The 17,837-nt window shown below is 73.1% G+C and carries 3 protein-coding genes; all 3 read left to right on the forward strand.

Translation table 11 applies throughout. The annotated features are described in order from the left end of the window. Positions 1-48: 48 nt before the first annotated feature. Entirely contained in the window at positions 49-13,953 is a 13,905-nt protein-coding gene (locus tag ACFY5C_RS38330; protein ID WP_389454035.1) for an SDR family NAD(P)-dependent oxidoreductase, read from the forward strand. A 61-nt stretch (positions 13,954-14,014) separates the two neighbouring features. Continuing rightward, positions 14,015-16,630: a thioester reductase domain-containing protein gene (locus tag ACFY5C_RS38335; protein ID WP_389454037.1), complete on the forward strand. Its 2,616-nt coding sequence runs from the start codon at positions 14,015-14,017 to the stop codon at positions 16,628-16,630. Next, positions 16,627-17,766, forward strand: coding sequence for an alpha/beta hydrolase (locus ACFY5C_RS38340; protein ID WP_389454040.1), 1,140 nt, complete (start codon positions 16,627-16,629; stop codon positions 17,764-17,766). Before ACFY5C_RS38335 ends, ACFY5C_RS38340 begins: the two co-directional genes overlap by 4 nt. The last annotated feature ends 71 nt before the right edge of the window (positions 17,767-17,837 follow it).

Consider the following 17,837-nt stretch of genomic DNA (forward strand, 5'->3'; position numbering starts at 1 on the left):
GTCGTACGGCAACAGCACTTGCCCGAATCCACGAGGACACCTGTCTCCATGCCTGCGCACGAGTCGCCGAAGCATTCCTTCGAGCCGTCCCTGACCACACCGGAGAAAGTGCGGGCCTGGCTGGAGTCGGCCGTCGCCGAGGCGGCCGGGCTGACCCCGCCGGCCGTCGACCCGGACCGTCCGATCGCCGAATTCGGACTGGGGTCAAGGCAGTTGGTGACACTGGCCGCCGAGCTGTCCGCACTGACGGGACGGACCCTGGACCCGGCGCTGGTGTTCAACCACCCGACCATCACGGCGCTCGCCCGGGCGGTGTTCGACGACGGGCCCACGCCGGCGGTGACCGCGGCTCCCGCCCGGGCGGGAGCCCCGGGGCGGCAGGACGACGACATCGCCATCATCTCCATGGCCTGCCGCTTCCCGGGCGGCGCCGACGACCCGGAGGCCCTTTGGCGGCTGCTGGGCACGGGCGAGGACGCGATCACCGAGGTGCCTGCGGGCCGCTGGGACACCCAGGGGCTGCACGACCCCGACCCGGAGGCCACCGGCAAGGCGTACTCCCTGCGCGGCGGTTACCTCGCCGCAATCGACCGCTTCGACGCGCCCTTCTTCGGGATCTCGCCCCGCGAGGCCGCGGCCATGGACCCACAGCAGCGGCTGCTCCTGCAGACCAGCTGGGAGGCGATCGAACGCGCCGGGATCGTCCCGGACACGCTGAACGGCAGCTCAACGGGCGTCTACATCGGCCTGTACGACAGCGGCTACCTCGCCTCGGCCGCCCTGGACCAGCTCGACGGACATGTCGGCACCGGCTCGGCGTCCAGCGTGGCGTCCGGCCGGATCGCCTACACCCTCGGCCTCCAGGGCCCGGCGGTCACGGTCGACACCGCCTGCTCGTCCTCCCTGGTGGCCCTGCATCTGGCGGCCAGGGCCCTGGCCGGCGGCGAGTGCGACCTCGCGCTGGCGGGCGGGGCGTCACTGCTGGTGACGCCGCGCGGGCACGTCGAGTTCAGCAGGCTGCGCGGACTGTCGCCGTCCGGGCGGTGCAGCCCGTTCTCGGCCGACGCGGACGGCGTGGTGTGGGCCGAGGGCTGTGGCGTCGTGCTGCTGAAACGGCTGACGGACGCACGCCGCGACGGCGACCGGATCCTCGCCGTCGTCAAGGGCTCGGCCATCAACCAGGACGGCCGCAGCCAGGGGCTCAGCGCCCCCAACGGACCAGCCCAGGAACGGGTGTTGAGGGCCGCACTCGACTCGGCAGGCCTCCAGCCGCACGACCTGGACCACATCGAGGCACACGGCACCGGCACCCCGTTGGGCGACCCGATCGAGGGCCGCGCCCTGGCCGCCGTCTTCGGCCCCGACCGTCCCGCCGAACGCCCCCTCGGCGTCGGCTCCCTGAAGTCGAACATCGGCCACACCCAGGCCGCCGCGGGCATCGCCGGTGTCATCAAGACCGTGCTGTCCTTCCACCACGAGCGGATACCGGCGTCCCTGCACGCCGAGACCCCGACCGAGCACATCGACTGGGCACACGGCGGTCTGCGCATCCTCGGCGAGACCCAGGCCTGGCCACGGGACCCCGAGCGGGTGCGACGCGCGGGCGTGAGCGCCTTCGGTATCAGCGGCACGAACGCCCATGTCGTACTGGAGGAGGCGCCCGAGGATCAGCCGCAGCCGCAGCCGCAGCCCCAGCAGCCCGGCGACCTCCCCGGCACGACTCTCTTCCCGCTCTCCGCCCGCGCCGTCCCCGCACTCCGGGGGCAGGCCGGACGCTTGCTCGAAACCCTCGCTCAGCAACCCGAGTTGCCGCTCTCCGCCGTCGCCGCGACCCTGGCCCACCACCGCACCCACTTCGAGCACCGAGCCGTCCTCCGGGCGAGCGACCGCGACGAACTGCTCACCGGGCTACGAGCCCTGGCCGACGACGGGCCCGGCACCGAGCGCGCCGTCGGCCCGCAACAGACCAGCCCCGCGGGCAAGTTGGCGTTCGTGTTCCCTGGGCAGGGATCCCAGTGGGCCGGCATGGCGCGTGATCTCCTCGACCGTGACCCGGTGTTCGCCGAAGAACTGGACCGCTGCGACGCCGCCCTGCGCGCGTTCACCGACTGGTCGGTGACGTCCGTTCTGCGCGGCGACGCGGGCGCCCCCGCCCTGGACCGCGTGGACGTCGTCCAACCGGTCCTGTTCGCCGTGATGGTGTCCCTGTCTGCCGTGTGGCGCGCCCGTGGCATACGGCCGGACGCGGTCGTCGGTCACAGCCAGGGCGAGGTCGCCGCGGCCTGCGTCGCCGGAGCCCTCAGCCTCAACGACGCCGCGGCCGTGGTCGCCCTGCGCAGCCGGGCCCTGACCGAGCTGTCCGGGACCGGCACGATGGCAGTCGTCGCGCTGCCGCACACCGAAGTCCAGGCCCGACTCGCCGACCACGACGGCGAGATCAGTGTCGCCGCCGTCAACAGCGGCCGCTCGACCGTCCTCGCCGGAGCAGTGGACGCCTTGGAGGCCCTGCTCGCCGACCTCGACCGGCAGCAGGTGTTCGTCCGTCGCCTCGACGTCGACTACGCCTCCCACAGCGCCCAGGTCGAGCCGGTCCGCGCGACGATCCTCGACGAACTCGACGGCGTCACCACCTACCCCACGTCGGTCACCTGGTACTCCACGGTCACGGCCGAGCCGGTCACCGAGGAACTCGAAGCCGACTACTGGTACACCAACCTGCGCGAGCCCGTCCGCTTCGCGCCCACCGTCGAGCGCATGGCCGCCGACGGCTACCGGTACTTCGTCGAACTGAGCCCGCACCCCTCATTGCTCACCGCACTGAGCACGATCGACGAGGGCCTGGTCGCGGTCGGATCGCTGCGCCGCGACGAGGACGGCCCCGCCTGCCTGGACCTCGCCGCCGCCGAACTCCATGTGCACGGACGGCGACTCGACTGGCGCCGCCTCGTCCCGCACACCACTCGGGCGGACCTGCCGACGTACGCCTGGGACGCGCAGCGCCACTGGATCGAAGCCGCCGCCTCCGCGGCCGCCCCCGGCCTCTTCGACCGCGCCGCGCACCCGTTGCTCGGCATCCAGCTCCAGTCGGCGGACGAGACCCGCTGGACCTTCCGCAACGAGTGGTCCCCGGCCACCGCGGACTGGCTCGCCGACCACCAGGTCTTCGACCGGACCGTCGTCTCGGGCACCACCCTGCTGGAGCTCTGCCGCGCCGCCCTCGCCGTGGCCCGCCCCGACACCCTTGCCGACGTGACCGACCTGCTCCTCCTCGCACCGCTCACCCTGCCCGGCACCGGCACCGGCACCGGCACCGGCACCGGCACGGTAGAGGTGTCCGTCGAGGTGGTCACCGCCGGGACCGTGCCGGAGATCACGGTCCACAGCCGACCACGCGGCCCGGAAGCCACGGACTGGACCCTGCACGCCACCGCGTCCGCCGCCGAGCCTGCTGCCACGCCGACCGACGATCCTCCGACCTGGCCCGAGACCGCCGAACCGGCCTGGGGCGAGGACACCTACGAACGGCTGAACCGGCTCGGCCTCGGCTACGGCCCGGCCTTCCAGGGCGTAAGACGAGCCGCCGCGACCGGCGACGGGACCCTGATCGCCCACCTCTCGCTGCCGCCCGTGGCCCGTGACGCGGCCGACCCCTACCCGGTGCACCCGGCGCTCCTGGACGCCGCCCTCCACGTCGCCGCCGCCCTCGACATCTCCGACCAGCGGGTCCTGCTGCCGGTCGCGATGGCCCGCTGCGTCCTGCCTCCCGTCGGTGCGACGGACCTGACCGCGTCCGTCCGCCGCACAGGCGGCTCCGGCACGGACCTCACACTGGACGTCACCCTGTGGGACGCCGACGGCTTCCCGGCAGGCCGACTGGAGGGCGTACGCCTCCGGGCCGTGAACCCGGCAGACCTGGCCGGCGCCTCGGAGAACGCCCGGCACCTGTACGAGGTGGCGTGGACGGCCGTACCGGAGCAGACGGCGGCCGTACCGGAGCGGCCGGCCGAGGCACCCGGCGCGGCATGGACGGTCCACGGCGACGAGTCGGACCCGGCCGTCGCGGCGGCCCTGCACGATCTGCGCGCGGCCGGCATCCAGGTCTGCGACGAGGGCACCGACACCGTCGTACGGTTCTGGCCCCGACCGACGGCCGACATCGAACCGGACACCGCAGCCCACGAGTTGGCGGCCACGGCCCTCACCGAACTCCAGACGCTGATCGCGTCGTCGGCCGACGAGGCGCCCGCGCGCACCGTCTGGGTGACCCGCGGCGCGATCGCAGCCGCTGACGGGGACACGGTCCCCGTGCCCGCCCAGTCCGTGCTGTGGGGCCTGGTCCGCAGCGCCCGTAGCGAACACCCCGACCTGGGGCTGACCCTGCTCGACGTGGACGGTGACGACGCACCGCCGCTCACTGCGGTCGTGCACATCGACGAGCCTGAACTCGCCCTGCGCGGTGGTGAGGTGTTCGCGCCACGTCTGGTCCGTGCCCGTCCCGCGCCGTCCGGGCGTCCCGCCGCCCCGATCCCCACCGACGGCACGGTGCTGATCACCGGAGGCCTCGGCGCGGTGGGCCGCAACATAGCTCGCGTACTGGCGGAGAACGGCGTCCCACGCCTGCTGCTGACGTCCCGTCAAGGCGGCGGCGATCCCCGCGCGGCCGAAGTCGCCGCCGAGTTGACCGCGTCGGGCGCCGAGGTCGAGATCGCCGCGTGCGACGTCACGGACGAGACGGCCGTGGCAGGCGTGCTGGCGCGCTTCGGCGACGAGCGTCCGCTGCGCGGCGTGGTCCACTGCGCGGGAGTCCTCGCCGACGGCGTGATCGCCGAACTGACCCCCGACCGGCTCGCCCACGTGCTGCGCCCCAAGGTCGACGGTGCCGCTCACCTGCACCGGCTCACCGCCGGCCACCCGCTCGGCCTCTTCCTCCTGATCTCCTCGGCCGCGGGCGTCGTCGGCAACGCGGGCCAGGCCAACTACGCCGCCGCCAACGTCTTCCTCGACCAACTCGCCCACCACCGGCGCGCCCTGGGCCTGCCCGCCACCTCGGTCTCCTTCGGCGCCTGGGCCGGTGAGGGCCTCGCCGCCGAGCACGCCGACCTGGAGCGGATGGCCCGACTCGGCCACCGCGCCATCACCCCCGACCAGGGCCGCGAGCTGACCGAGCTGTCCCTGCGGCGCGGCACGTCGCACCTGGTGGCCTGGGCACTGGATCTGCCCCGTCTCAGGGCCGCCGCCCCGACGGGGGCACTGTGGCGCTCCCTGCTCCCCGCACCCCCCTCCGCCCGGACCGGCAGCCACAGCCTGGCCGACCGCCTGGCCCGGCTCCCGGAGCCCGAACGCGCCACACGTGTCCTTGCCCTGGTCCGCGAGGAGGCCGCCCACGCGCTCGGCCTGCGCTCGGCGGAGTCCGTGCGTCCCGACCAGCCGCTCCGCGACCTCGGCATGGACTCGGTGACGGCGGTCGACCTGCGCAACCGCATCAGCACCCGCATCGGCAGCAAGCTCCCCGCCACCCTCCTCTTCGACCACCCCACGCCCACCCGGCTCGCCGAGTACCTGCTGGCGGGCGCTCTTGCGACGACAGGCCGTACCAGTCAGGCGCCCGTGCCCGGGACCACGGCGTCGCCGGGGCCGTCCTCGAACGAGCCGGTGGCGCTCGTCGCCATGGCCTGCCGGGTGCCCGGCGGGGTGAGTGACCCGGAGGGCCTGTGGCGTCTCGTCGCCGAGGGCCGCGACGCGGTCGGGCCGTTCCCGGCGGGACGGTGGGACGTCGAGTCGCTGTACGACCCCGACCCGGACGCGCTGGGCAAGTCGTACGCCCGCGAGGGCGGGTTCATCGACGACATCGACTCCTTCGACGCCGGCTTCTTCGGCATCACCCCGAAGGAGGCGGCGGCCATGGACCCGCAGCAGCGGTTGCTGCTGGAGACCTCCTGGGAGTCACTGGAGCGTGCCGGAATCGTGCCCGCCGACCTCGCGGGCAGCACGACCGGCGTGTACGTCGGCATGTTCGGCAGCGACTACCTGTCCGGCAGCCGACTGGACCAGCTGGACGGCTACGTCGGTACGGGCTCCGCGCTGAGCGTGGCCTCGGGCCGGCTGGCCTACACGCTCGGGCTGAACGGCCCCGCGCTGACGGTGGACACCGCGTGCTCGTCGTCTCTGGTGGCTGTCCATCTGGCGGCCCAGGCGCTGCGGGCGGGCGAGTGCGATCTGGCGCTCGCCGGCGGCGTCACGCTGATGGTCACGCCGCAGACCTTCGTCGAGTTCAGCAGGCTGCGCGGACTGTCCCCGACGGGCCGCTGCCGCTCGTTCTCCGATGCCGCCGACGGCGCCATCTGGGCCGAGGGCGCAGGCATGGTCGTACTGAAACGACTGAGCGACGCCCGACGCGACGGCGACCGGATCCTGGCCGTGCTGCGCGGCACCGCCGTCAACCAGGACGGCCGCAGCCAGGGCCTGTCCGCGCCGAACGGGCCCGCGCAGGAGCAGGTGATCTGGCGCGCCCTCGAGCAGTCCGGCCTTCGGCCCGCCGACATCGACTACGTAGAGGCCCACGGCACGGGCACGACCCTGGGCGACCCGATCGAGGCCAACGCTCTCGCTGAGGTCTTCGGCGCCACGCGTACCGACGAGCGCCCGCTGTACCTGGGCTCGCTGAAGTCCAACATCGGGCACGCACAGGCGGCTTCGGGCGTGATCGGCCTGATCAAGGTCGTGCAGTCGCTGCACCACGAAACCCTCCCGCGCACTCTGCACGCGGACACGCCCAGCCGCCACGTCGACTGGACGGACAGTGGCTTGCACCTGCTACGGGAGGAGATGGCCTGGCCCGCGTCGGCGGAGCGGGTACGGCGTGCCGGTGTGAGCGCTTTCGGGATCAGCGGCACGAACGCGCACGTGATCGTCGAGGAGGCCGCGCAGGCGGCGGTGTCGGCGACTGCGGACGAACTGCCCGCCGAACAGCGTTTGTTCGTCCTGTCCGGCCGCAGCGAGGAGGGCCTGCGCGGGCAGGCCGCCGCCCTTGCCCGTCACCTCGCCGAGGACACCGACGCCGCCGCGCTGCCCGACCTCGCCCACACCCTGGCCCGCCACCGCACCCACTTCGAGCGGCGCACCGCGGTCCTGGCCGAGAGCCGTGACGAACTGCGGTCGGTCCTGGGGGAGTTGGCCGCAGGACAGATCGCGCCGCCGCCGTTGCGGGAGGAGCAGACGGGCAAGGTCGCCTTCGTCTATGCCGGACACGGCGGTCAATGGCCCGGCATGGGCCTGGACCTGATGACCCAGTCGGAGGCCTTCCGCGAGGAACTGACCCGGATCGACGAAGCCGTCCAGCGGCACGTCGGCTGGTCGGTACTGAACGCGCTGCGTGCACCGGAGGAGTTCACTCCTCTGGAACGGACCGAGTACCTTCAGCCCACCCTGTTCGCGGTGAACGCCGCACTGACGGCCGCATGGCGCTCGCTCGGCGTCACCGCGGACGCCGTGATCGGGCACAGCCTGGGCGAGGTGGCCGCCGCCTACGGCGCGGGCGCCCTCACCCTGGACGACGCCGTGGCCGTGGTGACCGGGCGCGCCCAGGCCGTCGCACCGGTCGCGGGCAAGGGCGGCATGCTCTCCCTGGACCTGCCGCGCCCCCGCGTCGAGGAACTCCTCGCGCCGTACGCCGGCCGGCTGTTCGTGGCCGCCGTCAACAGCCCGCACTCCACGGCCGTCTCCGGCGACAGCGAAGCGCTGGCCGAGCTGCGCCGGAGCCTGGACGAGCAGGGGATCGACGCACGATCGCTGTCCACCCCGTTCGCCTCGCACACCCCGCTGATGTCCCAGCTCCGCGAGGACGTGCTCGACCGCTGGTCCGGCATCCGGGGCACCGGGACCACGATCCCGCTGTACTCGACGGTGCTGGCGGAACCCGTGCCCGGAGACCGGCTGGACCCCGCCTACTGGTACGCCAACCTCAGCGAGCCCGTCCGCTTCGCGGACACGATCCGCCGCATGCTGGACGACGGCTACCGCTACTTCGTCGAGCTGAGCCCGCACCCCTCGCTCGGCTCCTCCATCGAGGCGGTGGCCGCGGACGCCGGAATCAACGCGGTGAGCGTCGGCTCGCTGCGCCGCCAACGGGGCGGACGGGACGTACTGCTGCGCAGGCTGGGGGAGTTGTACACGGGCGGTCACACGCCCGACTGGTCGGCACTGTTCCCCGAGGGCCGGCGCGTCGACCTGCCCACCTACGCCTTCGCCCGCGAACGCCACTGGCTCGCACCCGCCCCGGCCACCGCGACCGGCGCCTCGCCGCTCCTGGGCACGCACGTCGAGGCCAGCGACGAAGCCGACCGGCACCTCTTCCAGAGCGAGCTGGACCTGCGCGACAGCCGCTTCGCCTATCTGACCGACCACCGGGTCACCGGCGAGGTCTGGCTGCCCGGCGCCGCCTTCCTCGACATGGCGCTGGAGGCCGCGTCCGTCGTGCAGGACGGCGGCGACGTACGGCTCGCCGACGTCAGGTTCCTCCAGGCGCTACGCCTCGACGAGTCCCGGCCGACCCGGCTGCAACTGGTCCTGCGGCCCGCGGGTGACGGTTTCCGGGACTTCACCATCGCCTCGGCGCCCACCGGCGGCGGACAGCGCGCTCCGTGGGAACGCCACGTCGCCGGACGTATCGCCGTCACGCCCGTCACGCCTGTCACGCCGGCAGAGCCCATCGCCGAGCCCGTAGTCGAGGCAGGCGAGTCACTCGCCGCGCTGCGCGAGCAATGCACCGAGCAGGTCGATCTGCCCGCCGTCTACAGCGCCCTCGCCGCCCTCGGCATCGACTACGGCCCCGCCTTCCAGGGCCTGGAGTCGGGCCACCGAGCCCCATCCGCCGCCCTCGCCCGACTGGCGGACAAGGCCGCCGCCGGTCACCTCCTGCACCCGGCCGTCCTCGACGCCGCGTTCCACGCGGCCGCGCTGCCCGGCGACGCGCCCCAGGGGCGGGCATTCATCCCTGCCGGAGTCGGCCGACTCCGCCACACCGGCCTGCGTGCCACCCCCGCATGGGTGACCTGCGAGCTGCGATCCGTGTCCGGCGACACCGCGACGCTCGACCTCCGGCTGTACGACGAGAAGGACCAACTCCTCCTCGAGGCCGAAGAGTTCGAGCTGACCGCGCTCTCGCCCCTGGACGGCGCCCTGTTCGAGACTCGCTGGCAGCCCCGGCCGATGGCCAACGAGCCCCCTGCGCAAGGCAGTTGGCTGATCCTGGCCGACGAGTCGGGCGTGGCGGCCCAACTCGTCGAGCGGCTGGGCACCTCGGTGCCGCATGTGATCGCCCGCGGAGGCGAGGAGTTCGCCGCCGAGGGACCCGGCCGCTACGTGCTCGACCCGGCCGACCCGCAGCATCTGCGCCGCCTCCTCGATGAGGCCTTCGCCGGCGAACCTCCCGAGCGTGTCATCCACTTGACCGCACTCGACGCTCCCGCCGTCGAGGATGCCGACACGGCCGAGGCGGCGGCGCGGCAGTGCTGCCTGAGCACCCTCCATGTCGTGCGCACGGTCGCCGAGCGAGCTCAGGGACCGGCGCCCCGGCTCTTCGTCGTCGTGCGAGGCAGCCAAGCCGCCGGTGACAGCACTCAGGTGACGCACCCTCAGCAGGCGCTCGCCTGGGGCTTCGCCCTCGCCGCGGCCCAGGAACATCCGGAGCTGAGGACCACCCTCGTCGACCTCCCTGCGACGGACGGCGTCGACGCCCTGTGGACCCAGTTGCGGCACGCCGACGACGAACGGCTCGTCGCGCTGCGCGAGACCGGGCGACTGGTGCCCCGCCTGGCCCGCACCCGCCCGGACGACGCCGGGCACGGCGCCACCACTCCGGACGGCGTGTATCTGATCACCGGCGGCCTGGGCGGACTGGGGCGGGTCGTCGCCGAGCGTCTGGTCCGTCGCGGCGCCCGTCGGCTGGCCCTGATGAGCCGGAGCGTGCCCGCCACGGAGGCCATGGGCTGGATCCAGGGGCTCGAAGAGCGGGGCGTGACCGTGCACTTGGCACGCGCGGACGTCGCCGACCGCGACGGACTGACCGCCGCCCTGGACGGCGTACGACAGGCACTCGGCCCGATCACCGGGGTCGTGCACGCGGCCGGCGTCCTGGACGACGCCACCATCGCCAACCTGACCGACGAGCGTGTCCTGCGCGTCCTCGGCCCCAAGGTCCTGGGCACCGCCCTGCTCACCGAACTGACCCCGGAAGCGGCGGACTTCGTACTGTTCGCGTCGGCGGCCGGTCTGCTCGGCTCGGCCGGGCAGAGCCCGTACTCGGCCGCGAACGCCTTCCTCGACGCCTGGGCGCACCACCTCTCCCGTACGGACCGTCGTGCGCTGAGCCTGGACTGGGGCGCCTGGTCCGGCGTGGGCATGGTGTCCGAGTCCGGCGTCCGCGAGGCGGAAACCGGCCGCTCGGGTCTGGTCGCCTTCTCGGCACAGGACGGCGGCGAGCTCTTCGAGCGCGTGCTGAGCACCGGCCGCCGCCAGCTCGCCCCCATGGCCCTGGACTGGGAGTTGCTGTCCCTCGACCCGGACGCGACCCGCACCCGTCCCGTCCTGGCCGACCTGGTCACCGTCCCCACCGGTACACCCGGCACGGACGACCTGGTCAAGAAGGTGTTCGCGGCGACGACCGACACCGAGCGGACCATACGCCTGGAGGCATACGTCCGCGCCAGGGTCGGCGAGGTCGCCGGCGGCGCCGTCCAGGTCTCGGCCACCACAGCCCTCAAGGAACTCGGCCTCGACTCCCTCATGCTCGTGCGGCTGCGCAACGCCTTCGCCCGTGAACTCGGCGTCGAACTCCCCGCAGCCACCGTCTTCTCGGCCGCCGACATGCGCGGCCTCGCCCAGGCCCTGAGCACGGCGCTGCCCGAACGGCAGACCACGGCACAGGACGACGGGCCGCAGCACACCGCCGAGGTGCCGGCGACGGAACGGCACCCCGCGACCCGCGACGTCGTACGTCTGCTGCGCAGCGCCCAGCCCGGCATGCCGGACGCGGCCCATGCCGTCGGCCTCGCCGTACGCCTCACCGCGCCCACCGCCCGCGAGACACTGACCGCCATCCTCGGCCGCCTCAGCGCACGGCACGCGGCCCTGCGGACCGCCATCGTCACCGCGGCCGAGGGCGGGCGTGAGCTGCAAGTGCACCGCCAACTGCCGGAACTGCTGCTGCGGTGGACGGCCGTACCGGACGAGGGCTCTTTCGACGCCGCCGACCGGCTGCGCGAGCTCCTTGAACCGCCGTTCGACCTGGCTGTCGCGCCGCTGTGGCGCTTCGAGCTGCTGGACGGCGGCGAGCGCGGCCAGATGCTGGTGTACGGCGCTCACCACGCGGTCAGTGATCTGCAGTCGCTGCTGCTGGTGGCGAGCGAGATCGACGCCGAGCTGTCCGGGGACATGCTCGGTGACGCGGTCACCAACCGGGACATCGCGCTGCTGATCGAGGCCCAGCAGACCGGTGAGCGGGCCGGCGAGCAGGCCGGCGAGCGGGCCGACGGGCGGGCCGACGGGGGAAGCGACGGCAAGGCCGAGAGCCGAACCAGTGACCGGGCCGAAGCCGGCGAATGGCGCGAGGCCTTCCAGGGCAGCGCGCGCCTCGACCTCACCCTCAGCCGGTCGCGGCCTGAGACCCGCTCGTACCGCGCCGGCAGCGTCACCGTGCCCATCCCCGACGGCCTCATGGACCGCATCTCGGCCGCCGCGAGCCGTCTGGCCGTGACCCCGGCCGCCTTCTGCCTCGGCACCCTGACGGTCCTGCTGGCCAGGAAACGCGAGCTCGAACGCTTCGTCCTCGCCGTGCCCGTCGACACACGCATCCATGCCGACGCGTACGACGCCTTGGGCTTCTTCGGTGTTCCGGTGCCCTTCCCGGCCGAGGCGAACGCGGGCGAGCCCATCGAGGAGGTCCTGCGCCGCACCGACGGGCGTCTGCAGCGGGTCCTGACGAAGGGCGCGATGTTCTCCGACGTACTGCCGGTGCTCGCCCAGCAGGGTTTGTACCGGGCCAACGCACCACTGGTGGAGGTGTACTTCAACTACGTGCGCGCCGCCGGCGGGTTGACCGGCCTGGAAGTGCTGCCCGCGGGCACGGGCTACTCCGACCTCGACCTCATGATCACCATGACGCCGGACGCGGGCCGGATCCGCCTCGATCACAACCTCGACATCCTGGACGCGGCGACGGTCGCCGAGTTGGGGAGGGCGCTGGTGCGTCTGCTCGCGGAGACGGCGCAGGACGCGACGGGGGCGGTTCGTACGAAGCCGACGCCGCCGACGACGTTCGAGATGCATGAGGGCATCGCTCCCGTCGAAGAGCCACCCACGGCGCCGGCGCACACGCTCGCCCTCGCCGCCACCTTCGCCCTCGGCAACCTGCCCCTGATGTGTGAAACGGCGGTCGACGAGTCGGTACGGGACGGCAGCACGACGACCGTCGCCGAGGCCCCGTACCACCACGTGCTGGCGAGCCTGCGCGACCCGTCCGGCGTGTTCGCCGCACCCGGCACGACGGCAGGCGCCGTACTGCTGCGGGCCACGGACCTCCAACGTTTCGGGACCGTCGACGACTCCCTGCTGGCCGAACTGCGCACCGCCTACCCGGCCGCCCTGCGTGCGGTGGCCGAGCGCACCCGCAAGCCGTTGATCGTCGGCTTCCTGCCCGCCGCTCAGAGTGAGGACCGCTTCCGGCGGTGGGAGGAGGAGATCGCCGCCGAGTTGGCGCAGGTGCCCGGCATCGCGGTGCTCGGCCCTGATGAGTGGACCCGCCACCACCCCGTCGAGGAACGCTTCGACGAGCGCACCGAACGCCTGGCCCACCTCCCGTTCACCCCGCACTTCCAGGCCGCCGTGGCACTCCGCCTCGCCGAGGTCGTACGGGCACTCCGGCGTCCGGCGCCGAAGGTGATCGCGGTCGACGGCGACGAGACCCTGTGGGGCGGCGTGGCCGGGGAGATCGGCCCCGACGCCGTGGACCTGACGGGGTCGCGAGACCTGCTGGCGCGCCGGTTGCTGCAGTGGCGCGCGGCGGGCGCGCTGCTCGTCCTGGTCAGCAACAACGACGAGGACACGGTCCGCGCCGTACTGGCCCGCCCGGACAGCCCTTTGAAGGCCGAGCACTTCAGCGTGCTCTCCGCGGCCTGGGGGCCCAAGCCGACTCGCCTGGCGGACGTGGCGCAGACGCTCAACCTGGGCCTGGACAGCTTCCTGTTCCTCGACGACAACCCGGCCGAGATCGCCAAGATGCGCTCGGCGCTGCCCCAGGTGCTGTCAGTGACCTGCCCCTCGGCCGCCGAACTGCCCGCGTTCTTGCGACGGTTGTGGCCGCTGGTCCCCGCTGCCGCAACGGCCGAGGACGTGCTGCGGGCGCGGTTCTACGAGCAGGAGCGGGAGCGGGACGCCGCCCGCGAACAGGCGAGCTTCGAGGAGTTCCTGGACCAGCTGGAACTGGAGGTCGACATCAGGGCCCTGGCCGACGCCGACGTCCAGCGGGCGGAGCAACTCGTCGCCCGGACCAATCAGTTCACCCTCCGCGCCCGCTCCGCCGACGGCGGCGACGTCGCTCGGTGGCGCGAACGCGGTGAGGTCTGGACGGCCGCGGCCCGTGACAGGTTCGGCGACTACGGCCAGATCGGCCTGCTCGCGGTGCACTGCCAGGGCGACCAACTCGATGTGTCGGCCTGGCTGATGAGCTGCCGTGCACTCGGCCGGGGCGTCGAGGAGCGGCTGCTGCAATGGCTGGCCGACCGCGCCGAGGAACTGGACTGCGTCAAGGTTCGCCTCACCGCGGAGCGCACGCCGCGCAACACACCGGCCCGCCGTCTGCTGTCGGCACTGGGCGGCGGCGACCAGGACGACGACCGACTGGAGACCGTGGTCACGCCGGAGCAGCTGCGGGCGTTCCGCTCGTGGCGGCGGCAGTGACGGCCGGCAACGGGCCGGGTCATACCGATCAAGGGGCAGGGCAACACCATGAAGGACTCTCATGCGTGAGGTGAACGAGAACGTGTCGGCAGCCGCCGAACAGCGGGCGACCGCGGAGGAGATAGAGCGGGGTGGCCTCGGTCTGTCCGTGACCGACCTGCTGGCCAGGGTGGTGGGATCGGTTGCGCCGCCCACGCAGCCGGAGGCGGAGGGGCCTTCAACTCCGCGGGAGAGGGTCTCGAGCAGCGCGAGTGCGCCGTCCGCCCCCGCCCCCGCCCCCGCCTCCGCCCCCGACACCGGCAGCGCCACGCCGCATGACGCCGACACCCTTGCGGCGGCCGTCGCCGCTGTGGCCGGCCGATACGTCCCCGCGGGCCGGCTGTCGCCCGACGCCGACTTCTTCGACGCCGGGGGCACCTCCGTGAACGCCGTGGAGCTCGTAGCCGCGCTGGAGGACGAGCTGGGCATGGAGATCGACCTGGACGAGGTGTTCGCCGACGCCCGGCCGATCAACCTGGCCAGGCGGGGGTTCGGCAGCAGCGCCGGGGCCACGGTTGCCGGTCCGGGTACGGCCGGTCCGGGTACGGCCGGTCCGGGTACGGCCGGTCCGGGTACGGCCGGTCCGGGTACGGCCGGTCCGGGAACTGCCGGTCCGGGAACTGCCGGCCCGGGAACGACCGGCCCGGAGACGGCCGTAGCGAACACGGCCGTACCGGAAGCCGCCGTACCGGAACGGGCCGCACCTGCGCCCGTCCCTGCGGTTCAGCCCCCGGCAGCCGCCGCCCCACCCCCGGCCATCACCGCCCCACCCTCGGCGTCTGCCCGCCCCACCCCCTCGGACGCCACGGCCCGTCCCGAGGACCTCACCCAGATCCTCGCCGACCTGGCCCTCGCCGACCGACTCCCTTTCACCGCCTCGCCCGACCCGCTGCCGCCCCGCCGCATCCTGCTGACCGGCGCCACCGGTTTCCTCGGCAGTCACATGCTCCTGGATCTGCTGCGCCACAGCGACGCCCACGTCTACTGCCTGGTCCGGGCCGCCGACGAGGAGGCGGCCACCTCCCGGCTCGGCGACGCTCTCAAGAGCTACTCGCTGCCCTGGTCGTCGGAAGTCCGCCGCCGCATCACCGTGCTCCCCGGCGACATGCGCGACCCCCACCTGGGCCTGTCCGACGACCTCTGGCACAGCCTCGCCCAGGAGCTGGACAGCGTCGTCGGCGTCGCGGCTGCCGTCGACTTCCTGCGCGGGTACCAGTCCCTGCGCAGCAGCAACGTCCTAGGTGCCCTCACCCTGGCCGAACTCGCCGCGACCGGGCGCCCCAAGCCCCTGCACCACATCTCCTCGATCGCCGTCTTCAACGAAGTCGGCATCCCCTCCATGGGCGAGGACGACCCCTTCGCGCACATCGACCGGCTGATCGCCGGCTACGACCAGACCAAATGGGCCGCGGAGGTCGCCCTGCGCCGGGCCCGCGACCACGGCCTGGTCGTCACCGCCCTGCGCCCCGGCGGAATCGGCGGCCACAGCAAGACCGGCGCCTACAACCCCCAGGACCTCAGCAGCGGCCTCATCTCGGCCTTCGGCCGGTTCCGCACCGTCCCCGCATTCCGCTACCTCAATGCAGCCCCCGTCGACTGGGTCAGCCGCGTCGCGGTCGCCGCCATCTGCGAACCCGACGCCTGGGGCTTCGACTACAACCTCACCGGAGTCCCCAACACCCTCGACGACGTCGTACAGGACATGGCGCTCGGCGGCATGCACGTCCGCGTACAGGACTGGGACGAGTGGCGCACCGACGCCCTGGCCCGCCTGCAGGCGGACCCGGTCCCCGAACTGGCCTTCCTCACCCGTGTGTTGCAGAGCCCCACCGCCCTGAAGCTGTGCGAGGCGACCCTGAAGGGCCCGGCCGCCGTCGCCGACCGGACCACGGCACTGGTCGAGGCGCTCGGCCTCCCGCCTGCCGGCCGCTACGACGCCCGCGCCCAGCTGAAGACGTTCGAACGCCTCGCCGGCGACGGTCTGGCCCGCCTCCCGCACAAGGACGACCAGCCCTACCTGTGGTTCGACGAGACCACCGAGGGCAGCGTCGGCCCTGTCGGGGCCGTGCCCGACACCCCTTGCTCGATGGCCCTCACCCTCTCCATCGCGAGCATGCACCAACTGGTCACGGACCGCCGCGTAGACGTACGTGGCCAGGTCACCTGCCCGGCCGTGCACCCCGAGCCGCTGACCGTGGCACGCGGAGACATCTGGGTCCGCCCGGAGGAAGGAATCCCCCACCGCCACGGCCTGCGCCACCAACTCCTGCGCTATCGGATGGAGTTGACGGACGCCGACGGTGGCCGCTGGTGGCTGGAGGGCCACAAGTACGCCCGCGCCCGCCGCGACGTCTGGCGCCAGACCCGGGCCCTCACCGTGGAGCTCGGCCGCGACGGCGAACCGGCCGGCCTGGCCGGCGAGGTAGTCGTCCCCGCGGACTCCTACGTGCGCGACCAGATCGACGGCATCAAGGTCGACCCGCGCCTCAGCAGCCAGGAGAAACGTGCCGCCAAGCTGACCTGGCTCGCCTGGTTCGGCCTGGAGATGGGCCGCGGCCTGCTCGGCCCCTTCGCCCGCGCCGCCGCGGACCTGCTCGACCTGCGCCGTACCCAGACCCCCACGGAGCACCACCGATGATCTTCCGGACGACGAACCCCAGGACCACCAGGCCGGCCCTGCGCAAGGTCAGGACCACCACGACGTTGCGCCCCCTTCAGCACCGCCTCGACCCGGCCAGGGTCGAGGAGATCCCGTTCCACACGAGCGACGGCCTACGCCTCGGCCTGACCCGCATCGACACCGGCGACCGGGGCCGCCCCGCCGTCCTGCTCCTGCACGGACACACCGCCTCGGCCGACATGTTCCTGCTGCCCGAGACCCGCAATCTGGTCGACGTCCTGCTGGACGCGGGCTACGAGCCCTGGCTGCTCGACTGGCGAGGCAGCTGCCGCCTTCCGTACAACGAGACGGGCCGCCGTTACACCTACGACGATGTAGCCCTCTACGACATCCCCGAGGCGGTCCGCCACATCCGCACACGCATCGGCGAGCGCCCCCTGTTCGCCGTCGCCCACTGCATCGGCTCCCTCACCCTCTCCCTGAGCATGACGGCGGGCCTGGTCCCCGGACTGGCCGGCGTGGTCTCCCAGGGCGTGTTCCTCACACCGAAGCTCGCGGGCCGCACCTCCCTGCGCATGACGCTGGCAGGGGAGCTGCTGAAGTCCCGCATCGACCACATACCCGTCGACTTCCGCAAGGTCGGCCTGCGGTCGAAGTACACCCCGCTGTTCGCCCTCGCCTCCCGCAAGGCGACCTGCCCGGACCCCACCTGCCAGATCCTGCACAACTCGGCGTGGGGAACCGGGGCCTCCCTGTTCGTCCACGAGCACCTGACCGACACGACCCACAACCGCCTCGCCGACCTCCTCGGCCCCGCCCCGCTGTGGATCCTGCCGCACCTGCGCCGCATCGAACTGGCCCGCACCGTGGTCCGCTGGCACGACACCGACCAGCGCTACCGGGCCCTCCCGCAGAACGCCCTGGACGCGGCGGCCCGCATCGACACCCCCGTCCTGCTCCTGGCGGGCAGCGAGAACGGCCTGTGGCTCGACTCCCAGGAGCTGTGCCGCGACGTCCTCGCCCACCGTCAGCCGCAACTGGACGTGACGTACACCGAGATCCCCGGCTACGGCCACCTGGACACCTTCCTCGGCAGGGGAGCGGCCCTCGACGTGTTCGGGCACATCCTCGATTTCCTGGACGAACGGCGGTGACGGCAGGCCACGACGCCGGTTACCGTACCGATCAGTAACCAGTCCCTTTATCGGTACCAGACCGTTCCCGC

It is taken from the genome of Streptomyces sp. NPDC012935 (assembly GCF_042900345.1).
In the GTDB taxonomy this organism is placed as follows: domain Bacteria; phylum Actinomycetota; class Actinomycetes; order Streptomycetales; family Streptomycetaceae; genus Streptomyces.